Source organism: Clostridium sp. CCUG 7971, from assembly GCF_017590215.1.
Lineage (GTDB): Bacteria > Bacillota > Clostridia > Peptostreptococcales > Peptostreptococcaceae > Faecalimicrobium.
Genome location: NZ_JAFFPK010000032.1, coordinates 1 through 20,206 on the forward strand (window position 1 = coordinate 1; position 20,206 = coordinate 20,206).

Below are 20,206 nucleotides of genomic sequence, written 5' to 3' on the forward strand. Positions count from 1 at the left end.
AATGATAGCTCTAGAGCAGCTTTAGAAGAGTATAAGCTTATTGTAGGGACTATTAAGATTAATAATATAGGGATTATACAACATAAAGATAATGGTAAAAAACGCTTTAAATTTCTCTTAGTTTCTTTATTCATTTTAATTAACCTCCATAAATTTGATAAGCCAATGATACTTAAAAAGTGTGAATAAAATATGAAAGCCAATATTCATATTTTATTCATAATTTTACGATATTCTACATATAGAAATAAAATTTTAAAAAGGGAAGTGAATTTTATGAAAAAGAAGCTAATATGTACATTAGGATTAGGTTTAGTAATAGGAGCAATGGGAATTACATCATTTGCAAATGAAAAGAGTCAAAATATTTCAGATGTAAACTTAAACAATGCAGTTCAAAATGAAGCTACATTTAAAGTATTAAATAAAGAAAAGAATCAATATGAGCAAATAGATAATAACGAGTATAATTCAAACACACAAAATTCAAACAATAGACCTCAATATATGAATCCAGCAAATTGTTGTAATTATAATTAATAAAAAAGTTTAGGCTAAATAGCCTAAACTTTTTTATTTAACAACATTTATTTTATTTCTAAGCATACCCATCCAACATGTAAAAGAAATATCTTTACCATTAGGATTTATTTCTGCAATTACATCACCTTTACTTAAGTCGACATATTAATCAGGAAAATACATAGTTGAATTACAACTAGTTAACTCATTCACTTTTATTGTTAGTTTTACAGGGAGATTTCCTTTAACAGCATTACTTGAAGTAGAATAACTAGCTTTTTTAATAGCAGTTTTAATTTTTTTATCATTAACATAAGCTATTTTCATATGTAACAATTACATTAGATTTATTATGGTTTGCTATAACATTTAATATGCCATCTAAATTTTCCAATTCATGATTAATAGAAGACTCACATGATTTGCAGTGCATGCCATAAACATTAAATGATTTAGTAATTTTACTCAAAACATCACTCCATTAATTAAATTTTTACACCATAGTATAAATTTAAAATATGAAGATAAACAGATTTTAAAATACTTCATAAAAAATGTATAATTGTGTGGTATATATTTTATATAAAATTAAAAATATACATCATAAGGGAGGTTTAAATATGTTTAACATATTAATAGTAGATGATGAAGAGAAAATAACGCAGGTTATAAAGGCATATTTAGATAAAGAAGGATATAATTGTAAGGTTGCAAATACAGGAATACATGCTATTAATTATTTTAAGGAAAATGAATTTGATTTAATAATATTAGACAGGATGTTACCAGATATAAGTGGAGAAGAAATATGTGAAATAATAAGAAAAGAGTCTATGGTTCACATAATAATGTTAACGGCTAAAACAGAAGATGAAGATGTAATAGATGGATTTAATATAGGATGCGATGATTATGTATGTAAGCCATTTAATGTTAAAGAGCTGGTTTTAAGAGTAAAGGCTGTTTTTAGGAAGTTAGATGTAGAAAATAAAGATATATTAAAATTTGAGAGTGAGCTTGAAATAAATACATTATCGCATCAGGTTAAAGTAAGAGGAGAGGAAGTATACTTAACTAATACAGAATATAAAATTATTTTGACTTTAGCTAAAAATCCAAAAAAATATTTGATAGAGAAAGACTATTAGAATTAGCAGTAGAAGAATACTATGAAAAAATGGATAGAATTATAGATGCACATATAAAAAACTTACGACAGAAAATAGAACTGGATACAAAGAAACCTAAAATTATACAAACTCTATATGGGGTAGGATATAAATTTGGACTATAAAAATAAGAAACTAAACCTTAATAAAAGATTAATTATTTCATTAGTATCAGTTATTTTATTAGTCGTAATAAGCATTGGAGTAGCAATAAATAGCGTATTTAAAGAAAAGTTTGCGATATATATATCTAAAAATAATGAAAAAGAAATTTCAAATTTAATAGATTCAATACAATCGGAATATAAAAATGGTGAATGGAACTTATATAATGTAAATGAAATTGGTAAAAATGCTATATCGAAAGGTAGATTTATAGAGCTATACGACAATAGCAATAATTTAGCTTGGAGTGCATTTGAGTATAATAATAAATTATGTCATCAAACTATGAATAACATAGAAAGTAATATGCACAATATGTATCCCAAATGGAGTGGAGAATATAAAGATGAAACTTTTAAATTAAAAAATGAAAGTGGAGAATATATAGGTCACATAAATGTTGGTTCTTATGGATCTTTTTATTATATGGATGAAGAAGTAGATTTTTTAAAGGAAATAAATAAAGTAGTTATATTAATAGCAATTATAACTACAATAGTTACAGTAATAATAGCAATTATAATATCAAATAATATATCAAAGCCTATCGAAGTCGTATCTAATATGGCAGATACAATAGGAGAGGGCGGTTATGATTGCAAACTAGATTATGAAAGTAATATAGTTGAAATAGATAATCTTATAAAATCGATAAATGAATTAGCACTTAAACTAGATGAACAAGAAAAACTGAGAAAAAGATTAACTACTGATATTTCTCACGAGCTTAGAACACCTCTTACAAGTATTCAAACTCATCTAGAAGCAATAATAGATGGTGTATGGGAACCGAGCCCTGAAAGATTAAATAGCGTTAATGAAGAAGTAATAAGGCTTACGAGCTTAGTAAATCAGTTAAAAAATTTAGCAAAGTTTGATAGCGATAAAAGTAAACTAAATTTAAGTGAAGTCAATTTAAATCAACTTATAAAAAATATAGTTTATAATAATCAAGGAAAAGCGTTAGAAAAAAATATAAATATAAAATTTGAGTTAGAAGATATAAATACGTATTTAGATAGAGAAAAAATATCTCAGTTAATAGTAAATTTATTATCTAATGCTATTAGGTATACTAACGAAAATGGAAATATATATTTAAGACTATATAAAAAAGATAATCATATAAAAATACATTTTAAAGATGATGGAATTGGGATACCTAAAGAAAGTTTAAATTATATATTCGAAAGATTTTATAGAGTCGATGAATCAAGAAGTAAACATACTGGAGGTATAGGTGTTGGCCTTACGATTGTAAAATCAATAGTTGATTTGCATAAAGGGAAGATAGATGTAAAAAGTAAAGTAAATCAAGGTAGTGAATTTATAATTACTTTACCGATAATTGATAAAATACATTAAGCAATAAAAATATAATATACTTTAAGTAGCATGGGCCAAAACTTAATTAGGTTCATGCTATTTTTATATAATGTAAATTATAGTATTTATCTAATAAGTCAACAATATTAGATAATATTATATATATAAAGACTTTATAATAATAGATGGTTATACTATAATAATATCTAGTTGATAATTATAAAACGATAATTTGTGATATACACAAAATATAACGGAGATGAAAATATGGTTAATATATATCTAGAAAATGAAGAAAAAACAAAAGAAATTGGATATAAGCTAGGAACATTATTACAGCCGGGAAGTGTAATATGTTTAATTGGAGACTTAGGTGCAGGAAAAACTACTATGACTCAAAGTTTAGCAAAAGCTTTAGAAGTTGATGATTATATAACTAGCCCAACATTTACAATAGTAAATGAATATGAAGGTAAAATGCCTCTATACCATTTTGATGTATATAGAATAGGTAGTAGTGATGAAATGTATGATATCGGATATGATGAATATATAAATGGAGAAGGTGTGTGTATAATTGAATGGGCTAATTTAATAGAAGACATACTTCCAGATGAATATTTACATATAGAATTAAGGTATAAAGATATGTCTAGAGAGATTATATTAAATCCAGTTGGAAAAAGATATGAAAAACTAGTTGAGGAGCTGACTAAATAATGAAGATTTTAGGAATAGATACATCTTCAATGGCTACAAGTGTAGCTGTTATAGAAGATAACAAATTAATATGTGAGTATACTGTAAATACAAAGAAAACTCATTCACAAAAACTTATGATAATGATAGAAAATATGCTTAAAATAAGTGATTTAGATGTTAATGAAATGGATTTAATTGCAGTTTGTGAAGGTCCAGGATCATTTACAGGACTAAGAATAAGCATGGCAACTGCAAAAGCTATTGCTCATGTAAATAACTTACCTATAGTAGGAGTTAATTCATTAGAACTATTAGCGGCAAATATGAATCTTTGTGATAAAAAAATATGTTCAATACTAGATGCACAAAGAACACAGGTATATAGCGGGCAATATAAATTTGAAAATAATGAAGTAGTAGAATTAAAAAATATAGATGTAGTTGAAATAGATGATTTAATAGAAGAGTTAAAAAACTCTAAGGAAGATTGGATTATGGTTGGAGAAGCAGTTTATAAGTATGAATATAAGATAAAGGACATAGAAAATATACATATAGCAGCTCCATCTCATAATGTAAGTAAGGCAAGTAGCTTATGTGCTGTAGCTATTAATAAATACAATAAAAATATAGATGTTTATGATTGTTACAATATAAACCCTGTATATATTAGAAAATCTCAAGCAGAAGTTCAATACGATGAGAAAATGAAGAGGTTAAATGATGGAAAATAATCTAGTTATAGAAATGATGACATCTAAAGATATAGATGGAGTTTTTGAAGTAGAAAAAAACTGTTTTGAACATTATTGGTCTAAAGATGCATTTAGCAAAGAATTAAAAAATGATGTAGCAAGATACCTTGTAGCAAAGATTGATGGTAAAGTTGTAGGGTATGTAGGAATATGGTTTGTTATGGATGAAGGTCATATCACTAACGTTGCAGTTCATAGTGACTATAGAGGAAGAAAAATTGGTGATGAACTAGTAAAAGAATTAGTTAAATTATGCAAAGAAAATAATATAGTATCAATGACTTTAGAAGTTAGAGTTTCTAATATAGTTGCTCAAAATTTATATAAAAAATATGGATTCAAATTAGCGGGAATTAGAAAAGAATATTATAGTGATAATAAAGAAGATGCTATGATAATGTGGAATGACGTAAAGGCGGTGTAAGTGTGAAAGATATAATAACATTAGCTGTAGAGAGTAGCTGTGACGAGACATCTGTTGCAGTACTTAAAAACGGTAGAGAAGTACTATCAAATATAATTAACACTCAAATAGATTTACATAAAAAATTTGGTGGAGTAGTACCAGAAGTTGCATCAAGAAAACATATAGAAAATATAGATATAGTTTTACAAGAAGCTTTAGATAAAGCAAATATAACTTTAAATGAGATAGACCATATAGCAGTAACTTATGGACCAGGATTAGTTGGAGCGTTATTAGTAGGATTATCTCATGCAAAGGCTCTTGCATTTACTTTAAATAAGCCATTAGTAGGTGTTAACCATATAGAGGGTCATGTTAGTGCTAACTATATAGAACATAAAGATTTAAAACCACCATTTATAACATTAATAGTATCTGGAGGCCATACTCATTTAGTTGAGGTTAAGGATTATGGAGAATATGAAATATTAGGAAGAACTAGAGATGATGCATCTGGAGAAGCATTTGATAAAATAGCTAGAGCTATGGGATTAGGATATCCAGGTGGACCTATTGTAGATAGGTTAGCTAAAGAAGGTAATAAAAAGGCTATAGATTTCCCAAGAGCTTATCTAGATGAAGGATATGACTTTAGTTTTAGTGGATTAAAGTCAGCAGTTTTAAATTACTTAAATGCTAAGAAAATGAAAAAAGAAGAAATAGTTGTAGAAGATGTTTGTGCATCATTCCAGGAAGCAGTAGTTGAAGTATTATCTAAAAAAGCTATAAAGGCAGCTAAAGAAAAAGGGTATGACACAATAACTCTTGCAGGTGGAGTTGCTTGTAATTCAGCTCTTAGAGAAAAAATTACACAATTAGGAAAAGAAAATAATATAGATATAAAATATCCACCATTAGTATTATGTACAGATAATGCTGCGATGATAGGATGTGCAGGATATTACAACTTTATTAAAGGTAGAGTTGATGATATGAGTTTAAATGCAGTTCCAAATTTAAAAATAGGGCAAAGATAAAATTCGCTTTGCTCATATCGCCAACGATATATCTGTTGCTAAAAATTTATTTATATGCAATATAAAAAAGAGTATTTCTAAATTTTTAGAAATACTCTTTTTTTATTAATCTATTTCTTTTACAATATTTGTTGCCCATTTTTTAGATAAAGCTCTTGGCATTCCAAATATAAACTTAACTAATTCTTCACTGTAAGTAAGAAGAACTAATACATATATTGGAGCACCCTTTAAAGCTGCTATAAATGTTAAAGGAATTGATACTAGCCACATACATCCTAGTTCTAGGAATAATGCATACTTTGTATCTCCACCACTTCTAAGTATACCTATAACAAGTAATACGTTAAAAGATTTAAGAGCCATTAATACACCCATAATAATAAAGATTTTAGTTATATCTGGAGCAAGATTATTAGATACTGTAAATACCTTTAATAGTATTGGTATATTTAAAATTAAAAGTCCTCCAAATATTAAACCTGCTAAGAATACTAAAATAGAGAACTTTTTAGCGTAAGTTATTGCTCTATTTATATAATCTGCACCAAGTTCGTTTCCAAGCATTATAGCTGCACCGTTTGCTATGCAAACAGCTGTCATTATAAAGAAATTACCTGTACTAGTAGCAATTTGACTTGCAGCAATAGCTGAAGTTCCAGCTTTTGAATATGCGACTGAGTATAGTACAGTTCCAACTGCCCATAAAGAATCATTTAAAAATATCGGTAAACTTTTAGCTAAAAGTGAATTAATAAATTCAGAGTTTAAGCTTTTTAAATTGTCTATTCCAAATCTTAAGATATAATCTTTCTTTAAAAAATATACATAACCAATTATTAAAATTAATTCTATTATTCTAGCTATAACAGTTGCAAGTGCTGCACCTTTAACACCTAGTGCAGGAAGACCAAGATTTCCAAATATAAGACCATAATTTAAAACTATATTTACGCATAAAGCTATAGCACTACAAAACATACCAAGCTTAGGGTTTCTAACACCTCTTGATCCCATACTAAAAACAGTACTAATTGCTATCATAGGGTAACAAAATACTACTATAGAAAAATATTCGATACATTGTTTAACAACTTCTGGATCGTAAGAGAATATATTTATTATTTTAGTAGGTATTATTAAAGCAGGTATTAAAAATACTAAACTAAGAATAATAGCTAAAATGGTACTAAACCCTGTTACCTTTCTTATATTATTTACATCATTTTTTCCGAAAAACTGAGATATAAAAACTCCTGCACCTCCAGTAATTCCGCTTAATGACATGTTAAATAAAAAGAAAAATTGATTTGCCACACCGATTGATGCAACTGATGTTTCTCCTAAGCTACTAATCATAACAGTATCGATTACGTTAACAGAAGTAGAAATAAGATTTTGAATAATAATAGGTATACATAAAGATATAAGTACTTTGTAAAATCTCTTATTTTCATCTTTTAAAGATAATGTTCCTTCCAAATAATCACCTCGTTATATAAATTTTATGATATAAATAATACCATAAGATATTAATAATGTAACTATATATTTATCAATATAAAAACCATTCCAATAAAGAATGGTTTTAGATATTATTATTTTATTTATACACTACATTAATGTTTCCCACTCATCATAAAGATTAGCTAATTTATTTTCTGAATTTATTTTTTCTTGGCTAACTTTTTTAGATTTTTCAGGGTTAGAATACACTTCTTCTTGACATAAGAGAATATCTAATTCTTCTATTTTCAACTCAGTTTCTTCAATTTCTTTTTCTATATTTTGTCGTTTTACCCTATTTTTTTCTCTAGTTCTCTTTGTTCTCTTTCTTTACGTTTTTCATCTTTAAGTTGAGTTTTAGTTTTTTCCTCTTTTACTTCAGCTACATTCATTTCTTGAACTTGTTTTTTCTTTTCAATATAATAATCATAGTTACCAAGGTACTCAGTTATTCCATTTTCATCTAAAACTAACACTTTATCTACAACGGTATTTAAGAAATATCTATCATGAGATATTGTAAATATTGTACCTGTGTATCCAGATAAAGCTTCTTCAAGAACTTCTTTAGAGTCTATATCTAAGTGGTTAGTAGGCTCATCTAGTAATAAGAAGTTTGCATTTGAAAGTATAAGTTTAAGTATGGCAACTCTAGCCCTTTCTCCACCACTTAATGTAGAGATTTTTTTGAATACTTCTTCACCTTCAAATAAAAATGCACCAAGCATACTTCTTAAAGTTGTTTGAGTTAAATGAGTGTTATTTTCCCAGATTTCATCTATTATAGTATTATCTAAATTAAGTGTTTTTTGTTCTTGGTGGAAGTATGATACATTAACATTTGTACCAAACTTTATATCTCCAGATAAAGGCACTAATTCATTCATTATTATTTTAAATAATGTTGATTTACCTATACCGTTAGCGCCAATAAGAGCTACTTTTTCTTCTCTATATATATCTAAGTTTAAATTCTTAAATAAAATTCTTTCGCCATAACCCATAGAAACATCTCTTATTTGTAATACATCATTTCCGCTAGTTACAGTTGGATTAAACTCTATCCGAGCTTTTTTTCTATAAGCTTCAGGTCTATCAAGTACATCCACTTTATCTAAAGCTTTTTCTTTACTTCGAGCTCTTTTTAAATGTTTTTCTCTACCATAAGCCTTTAATCTTTCAATTGATTCTTCTTGCTTTTTTATGTCTTTTTGTTGGTCTTCATATTTTTTTTGTTCTAATTCTTTTTCTGTTTTTGATAACTCAATAAATTTAGAATAATTTCCATTATAAGTTTTAAGTTTTTTGTTATGAATTTCAAAAATTCTATTTACAACTTGATCTAAGAAATATCTATCATGTGATATTAATATAACAGTACCTTTATATTGTTTTAAGAAAACTTCTAACCATTCAATTGCTTCTGAATCTAAATGGTTGGTAGGCTCATCTAGCAGAAGAAGAGTAGGTTTTTTTAAAAGTAATTTCCCCAAAAGAACTCTAGTTTTTTCACCACCAGAAAGTATACTAATAGGTTTGTCCATATCAGTATCATTAAATCCTAAGCCTTTTAATACACCTTTAGCTTCAGACTTATAACCATATCCATTTAAATCAGAAAATAATTCTAATTTATGAGAATACTCATTCATAAGTTTTTCAAGTTTATCAGAATTTGAATTAGAACTTTCTTTCGCAATTTGATGTTCTAAATCTCTTAGGTAGTTTTCCATATCCATTAAATCCTTGAAGACTTCTAAAACTTCTTCAAGGATTGTATTTTCAGAGTGGAAATTTGTATTTTGTTCTAAGTATCCTATTTCGCAATCCTTAGAAGTATATATATCACCACTATCGTAACCATAAATACCTGATATAACTTTGAATAATGTTGTTTTTCCAGTACCATTTACTCCAATTATACCAATCTTATCATTTTCATTTACAGTAAAGCTTACATTTTCTAATATAGAATCTATTCCAAAACTTTTATTTAAGTTATTACATGACAAAACAATCATAAATTTATACCTCCTTGAACTATCTAAAATTATAATGTTTTGATATAATATAATCAAGGATATTGCATTATGTTTTGGAAAATGCGATAAAATACTATGGGAAAAATAAATACTTAACAACATAGGAGGTGAAAAAAGTGGGTACTAAAAATATATCAATGGCAGTAATAAGAAGACTACCGAAGTATCATAGATACTTAGGAGATCTATTAGATAAAGACATACAAAGGATATCATCAAAAGAATTAAGTGATATAATCGGATTTACAGCATCTCAAATAAGACAAGATTTAAATAACTTCGGCGGATTTGGTCAACAGGGATATGGATATAATGTAGAAGCACTTTATAATGAAATAGGTAAAATCTTAGGATTAGATAAGAAATATAATGCAATCCTTATAGGAGCAGGTAACTTAGGACAAGCTATAGCTAATTATTCGGGATTCAGAAAAGCTGGATTTGAAATAAAAGCCTTATTTGATGCAAACCCTAGAATGATAGGATTAAAAATAAGAGATTTCGAAATATTAGATTCTCAAGAGATAGAATCTGTAGTTAAAGAAAATGAAATAGATATAGCAATATTATGTATACCTAAAAACGGAGCTCAAGAAATTGTAAATAGATTAGTAAACGTAGGCATAAAAGGAGTTTGGAATTTTGCACCGATAGATTTAGAAGTTCCAAATGATGTTATTGTTGAAAATGTAAACTTAACAGAAAGTTTATTTACTTTATCTTATTTAATGAAAGAAACTAAATAATAAAAAAAGCTACTGTAAGTAGATATCTACTATAGTAGCTTTTTTATTATTTATTATTCTGGTTGAGGAGCATCAACAGGACAAACTCCTGCGCAAGCACCACATTCGATGCAAGAATCTGCACCTATAACGTATTTGTCATCTCCTGCAGATATACATTCAACTGGACATTCAGCTTCACAAGCACCACAGCTTATGCAAGCATCATTTATTATGTAAGCCATCTCAAAATCCTCCCTTATATACAAGTTTTATTCATAATAATTATAACAAAACTTCCATAAGATAACAATTAAATTAATTATACAATAAGCATTATTGTTTGATATTTATTTAACGAAAACAATAATGCTTATTTATCCATAAATAAATTATCATTCAAAATAAATAACAAAGTAAAATTTAAAGTATAAATTAAATATTATAAATGTATATTGTACTTAGTATACATTGTTGAAATTTAACGATTTATGGAAAATATGAATTATAAAAAATAATGGAAAAAAATCAAATAAAAATGTTTAAAAAAATTGAATGAGTGGTATATAATAAAGTAAAGTTAGTTAAAAAATAGTCAAATAAACATTACATAAAATCACATCAAGTCAAATCAATTTCTATTTTCTAAACAAAAACTAAATAATAAAAACTTTAGGGGGAATAACCATGTCTTGTAATACTTGTAAAATGTGTGAAAGTGCAGATAAGAAGTTAGAAAGTTTTGTTGCATCTAAAAATGTTGAAACCGCATTTCATAGAACTGAAGACCAAAAAATCAAATGTGGATTTGGACTTCAAGGAGTATGTTGTAGATTATGTGCAAATGGGCCATGTAGGGTGACACCAAAATCACCAAGGGGAATATGTGGAGCAGATGCAGATACAATAGTTGCAAGAAATTTTTTAAGAGCAGTTGCATCAGGTTCAGCTTGTTATTTACATGTAGTAGAAAATACAGCTAGAAACTTAAAACACTTAGGGGAAACTGAAGGTATTATAAAGGGAGAAAATGCACTAAATCATTTAGCAGAAATTTTTGAAATAAAAGAGAGTGATAATCATAAAAAATGTATAGAAGTAGCTAATAAAGTTATAAATGACTTATACAAATCAAGAGATGACAAGATGGAACTTGTTGAAAAAATAGCATATCCGCCAAGGATTAAGAAATGGAAAGAATTAGGAATAATGCCTGGAGGAGCTAAGTCAGAAGTATTTGATGCAATAGTTAAATCATCAACAAATCTAAATAGTGATCCGGTAGACATGCTAGTTAACTGTTTAAACCTAGGTATATCAACAGGATTATATGGTCTTACATTAACAAACCTTTTAAATGATGTTATGTTAGGAGAACCAGTTATAAGAATGGCTCCGGTAGGATTTAATGTAATAGATAAAGATTATATAAACATAATGATAACAGGACACCAACACTCAACATTCTCACACTTCCAAGATAAATTAAAAGAGAAAGAAGTAGTAGCTTTAGCTCAAGAAGTAGGTGCTAAAGGATTTAGATTAGTAGGATGTACTTGTGTAGGGCAAGATTTACAATTAAGAGGAGAGCATTACCAAGAAGTATTTGCAGGTCATGCAGGAAATAACTTTACTAGTGAAGTTGTTTTATCAACTGGAGCGATAGATATGGTTGTATCAGAATTTAACTGTACAATACCAGGACTTGAGCCTATAGCAGATAAATATAAAGTAAAAATGGTATGTCTAGATGATGTAGCTAAAAAGGTAAATGCAGAATACTTACCATTTGATAGAGACAATGTAGAAAACATAAGTGAACAATTAATAAGCAAAGCACTAGATTCATATAAGGAAAGAAGAAGCTCAGTAGAAATAGATGTACCTAGTAATCATGGGTATGAAAAATCTCTTACAGGTGTAAGTGAAAAGAACTTAAAAGAATTTTTAGGAAATTCATGGAAGCCATTAATAGAGTTAATAGCTAGTGGAAAAATAAAGGGTATAGCGGCAGTAGTTGGATGTTCAAACATGACGGCAGGTGGTCATGATATAGCAACAGTAGAATTAACAAAAGAGTTAATTAAAAAAGATATATTAGTTTTATCAGCAGGATGTTCAACAGGAGGTCTTGAAAATGTAGGACTTATGTCTCCAGGATCAGAAGAATTAGCAGGAGAAAATTTAAAAGAAGTATGTAAGACTTTAAATATACCTCCAGTGCTAAACTTTGGACCATGTTTAGCTATAGGTAGGCTTGAAATAGTAGCAACAGAGTTGGCAGCAGAATTAGATATAGATTTACCGCAATTACCACTTGTATTATCAGCTCCTCAATGGTTAGAAGAGCAAGCATTAGCTGATGGTGCATTTGGTTTAGCATTGGGATTACCACTTCACTTAGCATTGCCTCCATTTATAACAGGCGGAAAATTAGTAACAGAGGTATTAACAGAGAAATTAAAAGAATTAACAGGAGGACATGTTATTGTAAATCCAGATCCAGTATCTTCAGCAAATCAATTAGAAGAAATAATTGTAGACAGAAGAAAAAAACTTGGGTTAAAGGAAGTGGAATGTTATGCATAGAATTTTAATAAATAAAGAGTTATGCAGCGGATGTAAAAACTGCGTATTAGCATGTATGTTAAAACATAATAAAGATAGTGATATTTATACTCTTGATTTAGAAAATATTGATAATGATAGCATGGTACACATTGAGCTTGATAAAGAAAATAGACCAGTTCCAATAATTTGTAGACATTGCGATGAACCAGAGTGCGTTTTAACTTGTATGAGTGGAGCTATGGTTAAAGATAAAGAAAGTGGAATAGTTTCATATGATGAGAAAAAATGTGGATCTTGCTATATGTGTGTAATGGCATGTCCATATGGAGTATTAAAGCCTGATGATAGAACTAAACAGATAATATTAAAGTGCGATTTATGTAAGGATGAAGAAACTCCTAGATGTGTAGCAAATTGCCCAACAGGAGCAATAGAAATACAAGAGGAGGTACCATCATGCTAAGTACAATTAAAAATTATGTAATATTAGGTGCTAGTGCAGCAGGAATAAATTCAGCTAAAACCTTAAAAGAATTAGAACCAAACTCAAATGTTGTGATTATATCTAAGGATGAAAAAACTTATTCTCGTTGCATGTTACATCATGTAATATCAGGTCATAAAACAGTTGAAGATATTAATTTTGTAGAGGAAAATTTTATAAAAAATACTCATATAAATTGGATAAAAAACAGACCTGTAAAATCAATAGATTTTGATTTGAAATTAGTAAAGCTAGAGGATAGAGAGATAGAATATGATAAGTTATTAATAGCAACAGGTGCATCTGCATTTATACCTCCAATAAAGAATCTAAGAGATGCTAATTTTGTATACCCATTAAGGGATATTGATGATGTATATAAAATAAAAGAAAAAGCTGAAATTTCTAAAAAAGCTATAGTAATAGGTGCAGGTTTAGTTGGTATAGATGCACTTAATGGCCTTATGGGTTATAAAAATTTAGAAGTATCACTAGTAAATACATCAAAATATATATTAAATAAACAATTAGATGAACATTCGGCTAGGAGCTATGAAAATAAATTTATAGAAAATGGAGCTAAACTTTATCAAGATTTTGGAATTAAAGAGATTATTATAAATGAAAATAATGATGTAATAGGATTAGAATTAGAAAATGGTAATATAATAGAAGCTGATATGATTGTAATGGCAACAGGTGTAAAACCGAATGTTAATTTTATAGATACTACAAAAATAGATTATGATAGGGGTATAGTAATAAATGAAAAATGTGAGACATCTCAAAGGGATGTTTATGCAGCTGGTGATGTTGTAGGTAAAAATTCAATATGGCCAATAGCCGTAAAGCAAGGAATTACAGCAGCATATAATATGTTAGGAGTAGAGAGAGAAATAGGAGATAGTTTTTCTTTTAAAAATAGCATGAATTTTATGGGCATATCTACTGTATCTTTAGGAATAATAAATCCACCTGATGATAGTTATAAGGTAGTTACTAGATGTTGTGAAGATTCATATAGAAGATTTATATATAAAGATAATGTTATTTATGGGGTTATTGCTCAAGGTGATATTTCATATATAGGAGCATTAACTCAGCTTATAAAAGATAAAATAGAAGTAGAAGATTTAGAAGAAAGAATATTTGATATAGGATATGCAGACTTTTTATCTCTTAAAGATAATGGAGAGTTCTGTTATAATATATAATAATAAGGCTATAGATTTAATCTATAGCCTTATTTAATTTTAAAATAAGCTAATCTTTATATGGAAGGATAAAATTATGAGAGTATATGCATTAGTAGGCTCAAGTGGAACAGGAAAAAGTTACAAAGCTTTAGAATTAGCATTTGAAAATGAAATTGATTATATAATAGATGATGGATTACTTATACATAAAAACAAGATAATAGCAGGAGTATCAGCGAAGCAAGCAAAAACAGTAATGGAAGCTGTAAGAAGAGCTGTATTTAATAATAATGACCATAGGCAATCTGTAAAAGAAAAAATAAAAGAGGAGAAAGTAAACAATATATTAATACTCGGGACTTCAAATAAAATGGTAAATCAGATTGCTGATAGGCTAGAACTTGAATCAATAAATAAATATATAAATATAAAGGATATAAGTACAGATAAAGAAATCGAATTAGCAAGAGAATATAGAAGAAAAGGGAAACATATAATACCAGTTCCAACTATGGAAATAAAACCAATAGCAAGTGGTCTTAGCATAAACTCTCTAAAGAAAAAATTCTTTAAAAGAAACAGTAAAGTCGAAGAGATAATAGAAAAAACTATAATAAGGCCAACATTTAGTTATAGGGGGAAATTCTTTATAAGCCCTGTTGTTATAGAACAAATTATAATTAATGAAATAAATAAATTTGATAAAATAGAAAAAATAAATAAAGTAAATATAAATAATTTAAGAAATGGTATAAACGTTTATATAAGTATTAATATAAACGATTTAGCTGCTATAAAGGATAGTTATAAATTACAAAAAAGTATAAAAGAAAATGTAGAAAAAATTACTTCTATTAACACTAAAAAAGTAGATATTTATATTAATAAATTAAAGAAAATTTAAATATTGAGGCGTTAAAAAATAAACAATTTAAATATTACAAAACTAAAATGAACTGTGCTACAATCATGTTGTAACCTTGGGAAAAAGTTTTCTTAGGAGAGTATATAGTATTTTTAGGGGGGCTTAAAATGGCTGAAAAAACATTAAACGTTTTTGAAATTGCGAGATTACAGGTGAAAAACGCATGTGACAAATTAGGAGCAGACCCAGCAGTTTATGAAATTTTAAAAAATCCGATGAGAGTTATGGAAGTATCATTCCCGGTTAAAATGGATGATGGAACTACTAAATCTTTCACAGGATATAGATCTCAGCACAATAATGCATGTGGACCATTTAAAGGTGGTCTGAGATTCCATCCAGCTGTATGTATGGATGAGGTAAAAGCTTTATCAACTTGGATGACATTTAAGTGTTCTGTAGTAGGGATACCTTATGGCGGTGGAAAAGGTGGAATGGCTATAGACCCAAGAGACTATTCAGAAGCTGAATTAGAAAGAATATCTAGAGGATTTGCAAAAGCTATAGCTCCAATCATAGGTGAAAAAGAAGATATACCAGCTCCAGATGTTAACACAAATGGACAAATAATGTCTTGGATGGTGGATGAATATGCTCAAGTTACAGGAAACTTCCAACCAGGAGTATTTACAGGTAAGCCAGTAGATTTTTATGGCTCTTTAGCTAGAACAGAAGCAACAGGATATGGTGTTGCTATAATGGCTATGGAAGCTGCTAAAAAATTAGATATAAATTTAAATAACGTAACAGTAGCACTTCAAGGTTTCGGAAATGTTGGAAGTTTTGCAGGAGTATACATAGAAGAAGCTGGTGCAAAAGTAGTTGCAGTAGGAGACCATACAGGAACTATATATAATGAAAATGGTATAGATATGAAATCATTAATGGCATATAATAAAATTCATAGAGGAATAAAAGGATTTAAAGGTGCAAAACCTACTGATGCAAATATACTTACTATGGATGTTGATATATTAATGCCTTGTGCCCTAGAGAATCAATTAACTTCTAAAAATGCAGAAGATATAAAAGCTAAGATAATAAGTGAAGGTGCAAATGGACCTACAACTCCAGAAGCAGATGAAGTATTCTTTAAAAATGGAATAACTGTAGTACCAGATATATTAGCTAATAGTGGAGGAGTTACAGTATCTTATTTTGAGTGGGTTCAAAATTTAAATAGATATAACTGGACATTTGAAGAGGTTCAAGGTAAGCAAAGTGTCTTAATGAAAAAAGCATTTGAAGAAATATGGAATCTAGCAAAAGAATATGAAGTAGATATGAGAACAGCCGCATATATGATGTCTATAAAGAGAATTGCAGATGCTATGAAGATGAGAGGATGGTACACTGAAACTCCTCAACCTGAATTAGTATTAGCAGAGGAGTAATATAAATAAAAATTATATTATTATTGAAATGAAGTTAATAAAATCAAATATATGTGGTATAAAGTAAATTAAATAGATAAGGAAGACTTGGCTATATATACTAATATGGAATAATATGTAATAGTATGTTAAAATATATATATAACTAGAATATTAAAAACTAGGAGTTTGATAAGTTTGGTAGCTTACTCCTAGTTTTTATATTTATACTATTTATAAGAGAACAATATTAGTATATATTTTTTACATCAATACTATCATAATAACATACATATATACATCAAAACCCCTCTTATCTTTAGTATTAAAATGCTAAAGATAAGAGGGGTTATTTTTTAGAGGGGGAAATAAAGGGTGTTTAAGATAGTTATTTGTGAAGATAATTCTTTTTTTAGAGAATATTTATCAAACTTTATAAGTAAAATTTTTTTAGAAATTAACAAAGAAGTAGAGATTTTAGAATTTACTAGGGGAGAAGAATTAGTCGAAAACTATCCAGAGAAGGTTGATATCTTTTTTTAGATATAGAGATGGACAAAATAACAGGTATGGATGTAGCAAGAAGAATAAGAGAGATTGAAAGTTATCCAGAAATAATCTTTACAACAGGAGTATTAAGTTATTTACAAGATGGATATGAAGTTAGGGCATATAGATATTTAATAAAGCCATTTAAGGATGAGGATTTAAGAAAGCACTTATTATCATGTATAAATGAAATCATATCAAAGAGGGAGAATTATTTAATAGTTAATGACAAGGGAAAAATATATAAAATACCTGTAGATAATATAACATATATAGAGGTATTTCAAAGAGATATTACAATACATACAATAGATGATACATATACATTAAAAATGAGTATAAACAGTGCTGAAAAAGAGTTGAATAAATATAACTTTTTTAGATGTCATAGAAGCTATTTAGTAAATATGAAATATGTACAATATATAAACGCTAATATAGCAATTGTAAATGGTGAAGAAGTACCAGTAAGCAGGCATAGAATAAATAAATTTAAACAGGTATTAGCCTGTAGTTTGGGTGGAACATTATGTTAGAGTCACAATTATTTTGGAGTTTTATAACTATATTATCTACTATTTTTGAGTGTGTAATATTTAAAATAATAATAAGTGAAATTAGTAAGCTTAAAAGTAATAAAATAAAACTAAATTTAATGATATCTATGTGGGTAATAATAATATCCCTACTAACAATTATTAATCTTGATATGAATATTAAGCTATGTATAGGAATATTTTTTAGTATTATGGTGTACTTGTATAACTTTGATGAAAAGCTATATAAGGTATTAATAGTATGTTCAGTATTTTGGTTGTTTTTAGTGGCATTAGATGGTCTTAGTATAAGTATTATATCATTAATATATAAAACAAACGATGTAAGTGAAATACTTGGAAACAACAGGTGTAGATTAGAAGTAATGTTGATGGCAAAAATTTTATTAGTATTGGTAGTACCCGCTATAAAAAGTATTAATATAAAACCAACATTAAAAGTAAAAGAAATCTTACTAATAATTTTACCTATTGTAACTAATATTTTAAGTATATTGGTTATATTAGCACTACTGTTTGAAGTTATAGAAAGTGCAGAGTTTAAAGGACTAATATTAGTAATATGTATGGGATTAATATTAATTTCGAATTTTTCATTAATATTTATTATAGGAAAGGTTATGAAAGAATCTACATTAGAGAATGAAAATAAAATAATAAGGCAAAAAATAGAATCTCAATATAAGCATTATCTAGAGCTTCAAAAGGCACAACTAAAAATTAGGAAGTTATATCATGATATGAATAACCACTTAGTATGCATAGAAAATATGAACGACAAAGGTAAATCATCTAAAGATTATGTAAGTAGCCTAAGAAAAGAATTAGATGAATGGGGATCTATAGATACGGCTGGAAATATGATAGTAGATATTATACTTAGTGAAAAAAGAGATGTGTGTAGGAAAGAAAATATATCTTTTTATACAGATATAAAATTTATGAACTCAGATTTCATGGATATGATGGATATATGTAGTATATTCTCAAATATTTTAGACAATGCAATAGAGGCAAATATTAAAATTGAAGATACAAACAATAGAAATATAAATATTGTTTGTAATACTATAAACAAATTTTTTGTTATAAGATGTGAAAACTCTAAAGTTAACAATATTTTAGAAAGTTCAAATAAAATATTTACAGATAAAAAAGACAAGTTTGTACATGGTTTAGGAATAAGTAGTATTAAAAATTCAGTAGAAAAATATAATGGAACAGTTGCTATTGAGCATACAGAAGATAAGTTTATTATAAATATATATATACCTATAATATAAAATTTACCATTGACGTTTGTATAAATACCATTGGTGTATATATTATAGAGATGAAAAAAGAAAGATGTTATATTTTAAGCATAAGATACCAAAAGGGAGTGATTTCAAATGGTTAAGTTAAGTGCACAAAATATAACATCTTTTTTAATTTACAATAATGAGATTAAAGAGGATGAAAGAGATGTATATCAATATGGATTTGAAACATTAATAGCCTCTACTTTATATTTTATAACTGTATTATGTTTAGGAAATATATTTGATAAATTTATTCATACTCTATTATTTATGTTATGTTATTGTCCAATAAGACAATTTTCAGGAGGATATCATGCCGATAGTTATAGGGAATGTTTTATGACATTTATAAGCCTTTATTTAATAAATGTGTGTACATTAAATATATTTATGCATAAAATTCCAAACATAGTAGTAATTTCAATAGTACTTTTATGTGCAATAGGAATAGCGAAACTATCGCCTCAAGAGCATAGAAATAATCCATTAAGTACAAAGGAAAAAGAGAAATATAAGCAAATTGTTAAACGTTTAGTAATTTTTTATACAATATTAATCACCTTATTATTAACAAACAATAATACATATGAATATGGATTTTATATTGCATCAGCTATATATTTAATATTTATAATGTTAATTTTAGGTAAATATAAAAATTAGGAGGAAATAGAAATGAAAAAATTATACTCAATGATATTGAAAAATATGGGAATTTTAGTACTAGGAGTTGTACTTTTATCTGCAAATACTACTTCAAACTTTGCTGTGCATCAGCCCAAAGTACCACAAGGAATAAAAAAATATAAAAAAATATAATATTTTATATTAAAAAGTGGGAATTTAAGTTTGACAATAGCTTATACCTACTTTTTTATATAATAAATCAACAAAG

General features: G+C 27.5%; 22 protein-coding genes and 1 pseudogene. 18 read left to right on the forward strand and 5 right to left on the reverse strand.

From position 1 onward, the window contains the following. Positions 1 to 276: 276 nt before the first annotated feature. A complete protein-coding gene (locus JWF52_RS04470; protein ID WP_208332150.1) occupies positions 277 to 540 on the forward strand; it encodes a hypothetical protein in 264 nt (87 codons plus the stop codon). 289 nt (positions 541 to 829) lie between these two features. Here the strand turns inward: JWF52_RS04470 and JWF52_RS04475 are convergent, their stop codons facing one another. Further along, complete coding sequence (locus JWF52_RS04475; protein ID WP_208332151.1) at positions 830 to 991, reverse strand: heavy-metal-associated domain-containing protein; 162 nt, start codon at positions 989 to 991, stop codon at positions 830 to 832. 151 nt (positions 992 to 1,142) lie between these two features. Between JWF52_RS04475 and JWF52_RS04480 the strand changes: the two are divergent. The 6 genes and pseudogenes from JWF52_RS04480 to tsaD all read left to right on the forward strand — a co-directional run bounded on the left by JWF52_RS04480 (position 1,143) and on the right by tsaD (position 6,082). Continuing rightward, positions 1,143 to 1,816, forward strand: a pseudogene (locus tag JWF52_RS04480) (response regulator). Then, complete coding sequence (locus tag JWF52_RS04485) at positions 1,806 to 3,221, forward strand: sensor histidine kinase (protein ID WP_208332152.1); 1,416 nt, start codon at positions 1,806 to 1,808, stop codon at positions 3,219 to 3,221. The pseudogene JWF52_RS04480 and the gene JWF52_RS04485 overlap by 11 nt, the downstream one beginning before the upstream one ends. 228 nt (positions 3,222 to 3,449) lie before the next feature. Continuing rightward, positions 3,450 to 3,902, forward strand: coding sequence for a tRNA (adenosine(37)-N6)-threonylcarbamoyltransferase complex ATPase subunit type 1 TsaE (gene tsaE / locus JWF52_RS04490; RefSeq protein ID WP_208332153.1), 453 nt, complete (start codon positions 3,450 to 3,452; stop codon positions 3,900 to 3,902). Next, positions 3,902 to 4,618, forward strand: a complete 717-nt coding sequence (gene tsaB, locus JWF52_RS04495) for a tRNA (adenosine(37)-N6)-threonylcarbamoyltransferase complex dimerization subunit type 1 TsaB (RefSeq protein ID WP_208332154.1) — start codon at positions 3,902 to 3,904, stop codon at positions 4,616 to 4,618. Before tsaE ends, tsaB begins: the two co-directional genes overlap by 1 nt. Then, on the forward strand, positions 4,608 to 5,063 hold the full coding sequence (gene rimI, locus JWF52_RS04500) for a ribosomal protein S18-alanine N-acetyltransferase (RefSeq protein WP_286184001.1): 456 nt from the start codon (positions 4,608 to 4,610) through the stop codon (positions 5,061 to 5,063). Before tsaB ends, rimI begins: the two co-directional genes overlap by 11 nt. 2 nt (positions 5,064 to 5,065) lie before the next feature. Next, entirely contained in the window at positions 5,066 to 6,082 is a 1,017-nt protein-coding gene (gene tsaD / locus JWF52_RS04505; protein WP_208332155.1) for a tRNA (adenosine(37)-N6)-threonylcarbamoyltransferase complex transferase subunit TsaD, read from the forward strand. Positions 6,083 to 6,187: 105 nt separating this feature from the next. Here tsaD and JWF52_RS04510 read toward each other — a convergent pair whose 3' ends face one another. The 3 genes from JWF52_RS04510 to abc-f form a co-directional block, all read right to left on the reverse strand. After that, entirely contained in the window at positions 6,188 to 7,564 is a 1,377-nt protein-coding gene (locus JWF52_RS04510) for an MATE family efflux transporter (RefSeq protein ID WP_208332156.1), read from the reverse strand. Between the two features lie 132 nt (positions 7,565 to 7,696). Beyond that, complete coding sequence (locus JWF52_RS19610; RefSeq protein WP_353654871.1) at positions 7,697 to 7,840, reverse strand: ABC transporter C-terminal domain-containing protein; 144 nt, start codon at positions 7,838 to 7,840, stop codon at positions 7,697 to 7,699. Positions 7,841 to 7,878: 38 nt separating this feature from the next. Then, on the reverse strand, positions 7,879 to 9,609 hold the full coding sequence (abc-f, locus tag JWF52_RS04515) for a ribosomal protection-like ABC-F family protein (protein WP_353654872.1): 1,731 nt from the start codon (positions 9,607 to 9,609) through the stop codon (positions 7,879 to 7,881). 137 nt (positions 9,610 to 9,746) lie between these two features. Between abc-f and JWF52_RS04520 the strand changes: the two genes are divergently transcribed. Next, positions 9,747 to 10,376 (forward strand): redox-sensing transcriptional repressor Rex, encoded by a 630-nt coding sequence (locus JWF52_RS04520; protein WP_208332157.1) that lies wholly within the window; start codon positions 9,747 to 9,749, stop codon positions 10,374 to 10,376. A gap of 53 nt (positions 10,377 to 10,429) precedes the next feature. Here the strand turns inward: JWF52_RS04520 and fdxA are convergent, their stop codons facing one another. Further along, positions 10,430 to 10,600, reverse strand: coding sequence for a 4Fe-4S ferredoxin (gene fdxA, locus JWF52_RS04525; protein WP_208332158.1), 171 nt, complete (start codon positions 10,598 to 10,600; stop codon positions 10,430 to 10,432). 442 nt (positions 10,601 to 11,042) lie between these two features. On the opposite strand from fdxA, the gene cooS reads away from it, so the two are divergent. From cooS to JWF52_RS04570, 10 genes are all read left to right on the forward strand, one after another. Further along, a complete protein-coding gene (gene cooS / locus JWF52_RS04530; protein WP_208332159.1) occupies positions 11,043 to 12,944 on the forward strand; it encodes an anaerobic carbon-monoxide dehydrogenase catalytic subunit in 1,902 nt (633 codons plus the stop codon). Then, positions 12,937 to 13,389, forward strand: coding sequence for a 4Fe-4S dicluster domain-containing protein (locus JWF52_RS04535; protein ID WP_208332160.1), 453 nt, complete (start codon positions 12,937 to 12,939; stop codon positions 13,387 to 13,389). Before cooS ends, JWF52_RS04535 begins: the two co-directional genes overlap by 8 nt. After that, positions 13,383 to 14,624 (forward strand): NAD(P)/FAD-dependent oxidoreductase, encoded by a 1,242-nt coding sequence (locus tag JWF52_RS04540; RefSeq protein ID WP_286184002.1) that lies wholly within the window; start codon positions 13,383 to 13,385, stop codon positions 14,622 to 14,624. The genes JWF52_RS04535 and JWF52_RS04540 overlap by 7 nt, the downstream gene beginning before the upstream one ends. 76 nt (positions 14,625 to 14,700) lie before the next feature. Next, entirely contained in the window at positions 14,701 to 15,510 is an 810-nt protein-coding gene (locus tag JWF52_RS04545; RefSeq protein WP_208332162.1) for an ATP-binding protein, read from the forward strand. Between the two features lie 128 nt (positions 15,511 to 15,638). Beyond that, complete coding sequence (locus tag JWF52_RS04550; protein ID WP_208332163.1) at positions 15,639 to 16,925, forward strand: Glu/Leu/Phe/Val family dehydrogenase; 1,287 nt, start codon at positions 15,639 to 15,641, stop codon at positions 16,923 to 16,925. Between the two features lie 354 nt (positions 16,926 to 17,279). Next, positions 17,280 to 17,447, forward strand: coding sequence for a response regulator (locus tag JWF52_RS19210; protein WP_286184003.1), 168 nt, complete (start codon positions 17,280 to 17,282; stop codon positions 17,445 to 17,447). A gap of 8 nt (positions 17,448 to 17,455) precedes the next feature. After that, positions 17,456 to 17,989 (forward strand): LytR/AlgR family response regulator transcription factor, encoded by a 534-nt coding sequence (locus tag JWF52_RS04555; RefSeq protein WP_286184005.1) that lies wholly within the window; start codon positions 17,456 to 17,458, stop codon positions 17,987 to 17,989. After that, positions 17,983 to 19,293, forward strand: a complete 1,311-nt coding sequence (locus JWF52_RS04560) for a sensor histidine kinase (protein WP_208332164.1) — start codon at positions 17,983 to 17,985, stop codon at positions 19,291 to 19,293. The genes JWF52_RS04555 and JWF52_RS04560 overlap by 7 nt, the downstream gene beginning before the upstream one ends. Positions 19,294 to 19,401: 108 nt before the next feature. Next, a complete protein-coding gene (locus JWF52_RS04565) occupies positions 19,402 to 19,974 on the forward strand; it encodes an accessory gene regulator ArgB-like protein (protein WP_208332165.1) in 573 nt (190 codons plus the stop codon). A 12-nt stretch (positions 19,975 to 19,986) separates the two neighbouring features. Further along, entirely contained in the window at positions 19,987 to 20,130 is a 144-nt protein-coding gene (locus JWF52_RS04570) for a cyclic lactone autoinducer peptide (protein WP_208332166.1), read from the forward strand. Positions 20,131 to 20,206 lie beyond the last annotated feature (76 nt).